Annotated in this window: 11 protein-coding genes and 1 pseudogene; 7 read left to right on the top strand and 5 right to left on the bottom strand. The window is 61.2% G+C overall.

Features of this window, described 5'->3' with window-relative positions:
* From ACW8PS_RS14120 to ACW8PS_RS14095, 6 genes and pseudogenes are all read left to right on the top strand, one after another.
* Positions 1-875, top strand: an 875-nt coding sequence (locus tag ACW8PS_RS14120; RefSeq protein ID WP_491528133.1) for a lysophospholipid acyltransferase family protein, incomplete at its 5' end; no start/stop codon positions are given.
* On the top strand, positions 856-1,668 hold the full coding sequence (locus tag ACW8PS_RS14115) for a glutamate racemase (RefSeq protein WP_491528132.1): 813 nt from the start codon (positions 856-858) through the stop codon (positions 1,666-1,668). The genes ACW8PS_RS14120 and ACW8PS_RS14115, both read left to right, overlap by 20 nt.
* Before the next feature lie 137 nt (positions 1,669-1,805).
* Positions 1,806-2,258, top strand: a complete 453-nt coding sequence (ccmE, locus tag ACW8PS_RS14110; RefSeq protein ID WP_491528131.1) for a cytochrome c maturation protein CcmE — start codon at positions 1,806-1,808, stop codon at positions 2,256-2,258.
* A 129-nt stretch (positions 2,259-2,387) separates the two neighbouring features.
* Positions 2,388-2,999 carry a holin-associated N-acetylmuramidase gene (locus tag ACW8PS_RS14105; protein WP_491528130.1) on the top strand — a complete coding sequence of 204 codons (612 nt, stop codon included), beginning with the start codon at positions 2,388-2,390 and terminating at the stop codon, positions 2,997-2,999.
* On the top strand, positions 2,990-3,520 hold the full coding sequence (locus ACW8PS_RS14100) for a holin family protein (protein WP_491528129.1): 531 nt from the start codon (positions 2,990-2,992) through the stop codon (positions 3,518-3,520). The genes ACW8PS_RS14105 and ACW8PS_RS14100 overlap by 10 nt, the downstream gene beginning before the upstream one ends.
* Before the next feature lie 118 nt (positions 3,521-3,638).
* A pseudogene (locus ACW8PS_RS14095) lies at positions 3,639-3,797 on the top strand (thiamine pyrophosphate-binding protein); the annotation flags it as partial.
* A gap of 186 nt (positions 3,798-3,983) precedes the next feature.
* On the opposite strand, the gene merA reads toward ACW8PS_RS14095, so the two are convergent.
* From merA to ACW8PS_RS14075, 4 genes are read right to left on the bottom strand one after another with little or no spacing between them, the layout of a single operon-like run.
* A complete protein-coding gene (gene merA / locus ACW8PS_RS14090; RefSeq protein ID WP_491528128.1) occupies positions 3,984-5,411 on the bottom strand; it encodes a mercury(II) reductase in 1,428 nt (475 codons plus the stop codon).
* Positions 5,408-5,677: a mercury resistance system transport protein MerF gene (merF, locus tag ACW8PS_RS14085; RefSeq protein ID WP_491528127.1), complete on the bottom strand. Its 270-nt coding sequence runs from the start codon at positions 5,675-5,677 to the stop codon at positions 5,408-5,410. The genes merA and merF overlap by 4 nt, the downstream gene beginning before the upstream one ends.
* 23 nt (positions 5,678-5,700) lie before the next feature.
* Positions 5,701-6,006, bottom strand: coding sequence for a heavy-metal-associated domain-containing protein (locus ACW8PS_RS14080; protein ID WP_491528126.1), 306 nt, complete (start codon positions 6,004-6,006; stop codon positions 5,701-5,703).
* Between the two features lie 14 nt (positions 6,007-6,020).
* Positions 6,021-6,419: a mercuric transporter MerT family protein gene (locus ACW8PS_RS14075; RefSeq protein ID WP_491528125.1), complete on the bottom strand. Its 399-nt coding sequence runs from the start codon at positions 6,417-6,419 to the stop codon at positions 6,021-6,023.
* Positions 6,420-6,499: 80 nt separating this feature from the next.
* Here ACW8PS_RS14075 and ACW8PS_RS14070 point away from each other — a divergent pair, with 80 nt between their 5' ends.
* Positions 6,500-6,913 carry a MerR family transcriptional regulator gene (locus ACW8PS_RS14070; protein WP_491528124.1) on the top strand — a complete coding sequence of 138 codons (414 nt, stop codon included), beginning with the start codon at positions 6,500-6,502 and terminating at the stop codon, positions 6,911-6,913.
* 314 nt (positions 6,914-7,227) lie between these two features.
* On the opposite strand, the gene ACW8PS_RS14065 is transcribed toward ACW8PS_RS14070, so the two are convergent.
* The coding region (locus ACW8PS_RS14065) for a hypothetical protein (protein ID WP_491528123.1) at positions 7,228-7,678 on the bottom strand (451 nt) is incomplete at its 5' end.

Raw genomic sequence — 7,678 nt, 5'->3', positions numbered from 1 at the left:
CGCGCGAGATTTCCTATGCGCATTCGGCCCGCACCCGTGGCGGGCGGGCCGTGATCCGGGCGATGGAGAATGCCACCGGGCGGATGCGTCTGATGCACCGCGCCCGCGGCTATGAGGATGAGGTGGCGGGGGGGCGCGATTTCTGGTCGGTGCTGGTCGGGCGTTACGGCCTGAATCTGGAGCTGCTCGGCGGCGCATTGGAAAACATTCCCGCCGATGGCCCCGTCATCGTCATTGCCAACCACCCCTACGGCATTCTGGACGGGCTGATGTTGGGCCATATCCTGGCCCTGGCGCGCGGGGATTTCCGGATCCTGGCGCACCACATCTTTCGCAAGGCCGAGGATCTGGAACGCGTCATACTGCCGATTTCCTTCGAGGCGACCAAGGCGGCGCTGGCGCTCAATATCCAGACCCGCAAGACCGCGCTGCGCTACCTGTCCGAGGGCGGGGCCATCGGGGTCTTCCCGGGCGGCACGGTTTCGACCGCAGCCCGGCCCTTTGGCCGCCCGATGGATCCCTGTTGGCGCGGCTTCACGGCGCGCATGATCGCAAAATCCGATGCCACCGTGGTGCCGATCTTTTTCGATGGCCAGACCAGCCGCCTGTTTCAGGTCGCAAGCCACCTGCATTCGACGCTGCGGATGGGCCTGCTGATCAAGGAATTCCGGAACCGGATGAATACGCCGGTGCGCGTGGTCATCGGTGATCCGATCCCGCGCGCAGTTCTGAACGGCCACGCAAAAGACAGCCGCGCGATGATGGATTTCCTGCGCCAAGCCACTTATGACTTGTCGCCAATACCCCTGAACCCGGCCGAGATCGGGTTCGAGTTCGAGGAAAGGCATAAACGCAATGGCAGTCGGAATATTTGACAGCGGACTGGGCGGGTTGACAGTGCTGGATGCGGTCACAAAACGCCTGCCGGAGGTGCCGTTCGTCTATTACGGCGACAATGCCCATGCGCCATATGGCGTGCGCGATGCCGATGATGTCTATGAGCTGACAACAGCAGGCGTGTCGCGCCTGTTTGATGAAGGTTGCGATCTGGTGATTCTGGCCTGCAACACCGCCTCTGCCGCCGCGCTGCGCCGGATGCAGGAGGCCTGGGTGCCGGAAGGCAAGCGCGTGTTGGGCGTGTTCGTGCCGCTGATCGAGGCATTGACCGAACGCCAATGGGGCGACAATTCCCCGCCGCGCGAAGTGGCCGTGCAGCATGTGGCGCTGTTTGCCACGCCCGCGACCGTGTCCAGCCGGGCATTTCAGCGCGAACTGGCCTTTCGCGCCATCGGTGTCGATGTCGAGGCGCAGCCCTGCGGCGGTGTTGTCGATGCGATCGAGCAGGGCGATATGATTCTGGCCGAAGCCTTGGTGCGCTCCCATGTCGAGGCGTTGCAGCGGCGGATGCCGAAACCGCAGGCCGCAATTTTGGGCTGCACCCATTATCCGCTGATGGAAGATGTGTTTCGCGACGCCCTCGGGCCCGATGTGACGGTCTACAGCCAGGCTGATCTGGTGGCCGAAAGCCTTGCCGATTATCTGAACCGCCACCCCGCCATGATCGGGCCGGGCACTGACGCTTTGCTTCTGACAACCGGCGATCCGGCGCGGGTATCCAATAAGGCGATTGGATTTCTGCGGCGAAAGATCGAATTTGTATCCGCATGATAACTAATTGTTTTCAAAAGCTAATGGGTCGTTTTTAATGTTTCTCGCCAAACCATGCTGAAGCAAACTGCCGCGCCCCCTTTGCCATCCGGCCGGGCGATCTTATCTTTGAACGAATTAGGAATGGAGAACGCACCATGCGCGGGTTGAAAAAGAGACGCCGGATACAGATTATCGCCATTGCGGTTGTCTTGCTGACCGGAGCAAGCGTGATAATCGGCTACGGCATGCGCGATGGCATCAACTTTTTCCGCTCGCCCAGTGCTGTGGCCGCATCGCCGCCGTCCGAGACCGAAATATTCCGCATCGGCGGTCTGGTTCTGGAAGGGTCGCTGCAAACCGGCGAGGGTATCGAATTTTCCTTTATCGTGACCGATGGCGGGGCCGATATTCCGGTGCGCTATGTCGGCACGCAGCCGCCGCCGGATCTGTTTGGCGAAGGTCAGGGCACGATCGCCACCGGCACTTTTGTGGATGGCACCTTTCTGGCCACCGAATTGCTGGCGCGCCATGATGAAACCTACATGCCGATCGAGGTGATCGAGGCGCTGGAAGAACAGGGCGTTTACCGGCAGCCACAAGACAGCTGAAAAAATCCGCACGGGATTTAGGAAAATTTTAATGGTCTTGCCGCAAATCTTGGGGTGATTTCCTTCAAACCGAAGGGAAGGGCCCCGAAGCGGGGCAATTCTGCAACCTTGAGCATGGAGGGCTGGGCCATGCTGTCGGTTCGCCAGATTGCGTCTGAAATCGTCGCCCGCGAGGGCGGCTTTGTGAATGACCCGAACGATCCCGGTGGGGCCACCAATTTCGGCGTCACCATCGCCACGATGCGCCGCCTTGGCCTTGATCTGAATGCCGATGGGGATGTCGATGAGGATGACGTGCGGCTGATGACGGCCGAACGCGCCACCGAGATATTCATCGAACATTACTTTCGTGCGCCGCGCATCGACCAACTTCCCGAACCGCTGCAGGCCTCTGTCTTTGACATGCAGGTCAATTCCGGGACCAACGCGGTCAGGATCCTGCAACGCCTGCTGCGCGATATGGGGCTGGATATTGCCGTTGACGGGGTTATCGGGCCGCAAACCATCGCGGCAGCACAGGCCGCGCTTGATCAGGCCCCCGAGCATCTGGTTGATGCCTATGGCATTGCCCGACGCAATTTCTACTATTCTCTGGCCGATCGCCGCCCGGCCTCGCGCCGTTACGCCACGCGCCGCGATGGCGGCAAGGGCGGCTGGATCCTGCGGGCCGAAGAGTTCATCTCGCCGCGCTATCGCCTGACCGCGGCCGAACATCGCGAAAGGATCGCAGCATGGGATTGATTTCACGCGCTTTTGGCAATGCCGGTGCGGTGCGCGCCATGGGCGAAGCCGCCACCGACATGGCTGAGGTCTTTCGGCCCAACGCAACCCGCCGGATGGAGCTTTCGGCGCAGGCACAACGCGCCGCCCTTGATGCGCAGGGCGATGAGTTCCAATATGCCCGCAACGGGCTGTTTGACCGCGTCGTGAATGGCATCAACCGCCTGCCGCGCCCGATGCTGGCGCTTGGCACGCTTGGGCTCTTTGTGTTCGCCATGACCGATCCGGTGGCGTTTTCCGACCGGATGGTGGGGCTGGAAGCCGTGCCCGAGCCGCTGTGGTGGCTCCTGGGGGCGATCGTCAGTTTCTATTTCGGGGCCAGGGAAATGTTCTATTTCCGCACCCCAGGCCGGGGGCCAATACCGCGCATGGGGCGTGACACAATATCGGCGGACATGACCGACACCGCCGATACCGCCGATACCGCCACCAACCCCGCATTGAGCGCCTGGTTGGCCGACCGGCAGGACGGCAATACCTGAATCGGTGCCGCTGGCGGGCCAAGGACGGCCCCGATATCGGCCCTCCCCGAAAATCGCCGCATTTCCCGAAATTCGCCGCCTTGCCTTTGCTCGATTTCTGTTAGTGCGCGTCGCGCGGATGATGCGCTGGCTGCAGGTGAGATGGAATCAGATGAGCAAGGTAAAAGCATCCGACCTGCTGGTCAGGGCGTCGGAAAACCAGAATGTCGAATATGTGTTCGGGGTGCCGGGGGAAGAGAACCTGGATTTCGTGGAGTCGCTGCGCAAATCGTCGATCCGGCTGATCGTTACCCGCCACGAACAGGGTGCCGGGTTCATGGCAGCCACCTATGGGCACCAAATTTCCGGTCAGGATCGCGGTGATGGTGCCAAGCGATACCGCCCCGGCAGGCACCAGAAACAGCGCCCGCAGCACGCAATCCCGGCACCGATCAGCCAGATGAGCCCCGTCCTGCCCATCGCCTTACCCCGCGCAACAGGAAAGTTTCGCCACATCCTTGTCAAAACTCTGCGCGGCCAGTTTCAGCCCCTCGACGGTGGTCAGATAGGGGAAAATGGTCTCTCCCAATGCCTTGCTGGTCATGCCGAATTTCAGCGCCAATGCCAAAGTCTGGATCGTGTCGGCACCTTCGGGCGCGATGATCTGCCCGCCCAGAAGCCGGTCGGTTGCCGCATCCGCCACCAGTTTGATCAGCCCGCGTGTATCGCGCGCCGCCAATGCACGCGGCACATTGTCCAGCCCGATCACGCTGGTCTTGACGTCAAAGCCCGCATCGCGCGCCTGCGCCGCGCTCAACCCCACACCTGCCACCTGCGGATCGGTGAAGACGACCCAGGGCATGGCTGTGTTGTCATAGATCATCGCGTCCAGACCGAAGGCATTATTGACCGCGATCCTGGCACCATAGGCGGCCATATAGACGAACTGATCGCGGTCGGTGACGTCGCCGGCAGCATAGATCTGGCCGCGTGTCGTGGCCATGTCCGGCCCGACCATGATGGCTCCGTTCCGGTCGGTTGCGATGCCAAGATCAGCCAGCCCCAGCCCATCGGTGTTGGCGACGCGCCCGGTGGCGGCGACCAGCCGTTCGGCGCTCAGCGTGACCGCTATGCCATCGCGTTCGATGGTCACGATGACACCGCTGTCGCCAGCCTCCACGCGGCGGTAACTCAGGCCGGTCTCCAGCCGGATGCCTTCGGCCTGCATCGCAGCCGTCAGCGCGGCACCAACCTCGGGTTCCGCGCCGGGCAATAGCCGCGAGCGGGTGACAAGCGTGACCGCGACGCCCAAACGCGACGCCATCTGCGCCAGTTCTGCCCCGACATAGCCGCCGCCAAGCAGGATCAGGCTTTTCGGCCGCTCGGGCAGGGTCAGAAGCGCCGTGGAATCGAGCACCTCCACCGCCTCGATCCCGGCAATATCGGGCATTTGCGGGCGCGAGCCGGTGGCGATGAGGGTCCGCTCCGCCCGGATCCTGCGCCCGCCGACCTCGACCCCGCCCTCGACCAGCCGCGCCGGGCCTTCCGCAATGTAATCGACCGCATCATATGCGGGCAGAAGGTCGATATATTTCTTCTGCCGCATTTCAGTGACCAGCGCATCGGTGCCCTGCACCAAAGCCGCCCAGTCCACCGCATGGGCGCAGGGGTCGATGCCGGGAAACCGCGCCGCCGCCGCACCGCCATGCACCGCCTCGGCGGCGCGGATCATCGCCTTGGACGGCACACAGCCGACATTGACACAGGTGCCCCCGATGGTGCCATCGCCGATCAGCGCGACGCGCTTGCCCGCCTCGGCCGCCGTGATCGAGGCCGAAAATCCGGCCGATCCCGCGCCCAGCACGATCAGGTCATAGGGGCCAGTTCTGCGAGTATCGGACAGGTCTTTCATGGGCATGTCTTTCTCTGAAATACAGTCAATTCGGATCCGATGGGGCCGCCATCGGGGCCGCTGCGCCGGCCCGCGCGCAGCCACAGCGCATGGGCCACAACCCCAAGCGAGGCAAAGAGCATCGGAAACAGCGCGTGATCCAGCCACCCCACGAGGGTCGACAACCCGACCCCGGCAACCACCAGCACCAAAAGCGGCGTAAAACAGCAGATCGCCGCGATGACACTGCCGATCAACCCGCGCCGCAGGAGTTTGTCCCGGGTCATGTCGCGCGCGCCGCCATGCCCGATCAGGACCCTGATGCCCTGTCCAGCACCCGGCCCGGATAGCCGTATTGCATCGACGCTTCGGCAATTTCATCCGGGGTCGTTATGGAATCATCATAAGATACCAGAAACACGATCGTCTCGGCATCCTGATCATAGTCGCCGGCGATGATTTCGACGCTCTCAATGGATCTTACCGCCTCGGCGGCGATATAGGGGCAGGACGGGCAAAACAGCTCGCTCACCTCGATGCGGGCCTGCTGTTCGGCCGCCCATGCGGCCCCGCCGACCAGCCAGATGCCAGCCAGGAAACTCAACAGCGCTTTCATTCCAGGTCCTTTCATCAATAGCTCAGGATATAGGGGGTGAGGTAGGGAAAGATCATCGCGATGGCGGTGACGATGGCCGCCAGCCAGAGCGAGGCCTTCATCACAGTGCGGTTGACCGGCCGGGCGCACATGGTGCCCGCGCGGCATTCGCCGGCTTCGGCCCGGTGCAGTTTCCAGAACCCGTAGCCGATGAAGCCTGCGGCGATTGTGAATGTATACCACTTATAGGCATAAAGCGCCGTCAGCTGTGCGATCCATACGCCACCGACGCCGAAACTGACCAGAACCAGCGGCAGAATGCAGCACGAGGTCATCGCCAGCGCGCCAAGCAGGCTGCCCCCGGTGGCGATGCGATTGCCCGTGGTGCCGGTGGTTTCGTGCCCCGTCACCGGCGTTTCTTGTGTTGTCGACATGCGCAAAATTGCTCCTCTTGCCTTCGATTCCTCCTCTGTCTAAGGTCTGTAGGCCCTACAGGCACAAGGGGAAGTTCGGCATGAACGGCAAACCGGCGGTAAACTATCTGTTACGGGCCGGTCTGGCACGGGCAACAGGCTGCAATCTCGAAACCATCCGATACTACGAGAATGTCGGCATCCTGCCACCGCCGCCCCGCAGCGCGAAGGGCTTTCGCACCTATGATGAAAGCTATGTGCGCCGATTGGGTTTCGTGCTGCGCATGCGCGAACTTGGGTTCAGCCTCAAAGAGGTGCGCGGGTTCCTGTCGCTGGTCGATGGCGGCACCCAGACCTGCGCCGAGGTGCTGGACCGGACGCAGACCCATCTTGGTGCCGTCCGTGCAAAAATCAGCGATCTGCAGCGGGTCGAGAGGGTGCTTGCCGAAACGGTTGCAAAATGTTCCGGCGATGCCGTGCCCGACTGCCCGGTGCTCGATGCGCTGGCCGGGTAGGGGTGCTCAGGGCGACACCATCAAATTCATCACATGGCAGGATGGCGGAGACCAGGGGTGTAACTTCGAACTCTTGCCCCCAAAGGCGCGACCGCGCTTCGGGCGGCCAGCCCGCCGCGCCGGAGGTGCCACGCAGTGTGAGACAAATAGTGGCAGAGGGGGTGGCAGCATGTTCGACCCTCGGATGCTCTCATCGTTTTTTCTAAACGACTGCCGCCCAACGCTTCATTCTGGAGGTTGATGGCGTTTCGCTGCGCGAAAAGCCTGTGGCGGAGAGAGAGGGTGTATTCTCGAACCCATTCACCTTTCTCAAACTAGCCCTTCAGGCATGCAACAATCAAATCCGCCATCGTATCCCATAAAGCCTCCAAGTCCTTTGGTGAAGGCGCAAAACTATTCGAATGGATATACCGATTCAACGTGTCGGCTGACACGAGTTGATTAATTTGAGAAAATTTCTTCGTCGCATCCAATTGTTTTTTGTCGATTTTGTCGTGGCTAAAAAGTGCGGCGCCAACTTTTTCAACACGGCGGGCAAGCTTGTCATTTTCATGCACCTGAATACTATGTTCATCCACATAATGATCAATGGATAGCTCCAAAAGCACACGAAATAACACCGACACTGCATTTGGGTGTTTTTCGGTATTCAGGTGGAATTGAAGTTCTTCCCAAATAGCATGGTGTCGTTGCTGTTTGCCTGTCCAGAGAATGCCAAACTCTTTTTGTGGGATAAGAGTTATTCGCCTTGTAGGCTTTGGTTTC

It is taken from the genome of Alterinioella sp. (assembly GCF_058343375.1).
Note: the sequence above shows the minus strand (reverse complement) of the source record. Positions and strands in the feature narration are given on the sequence as shown.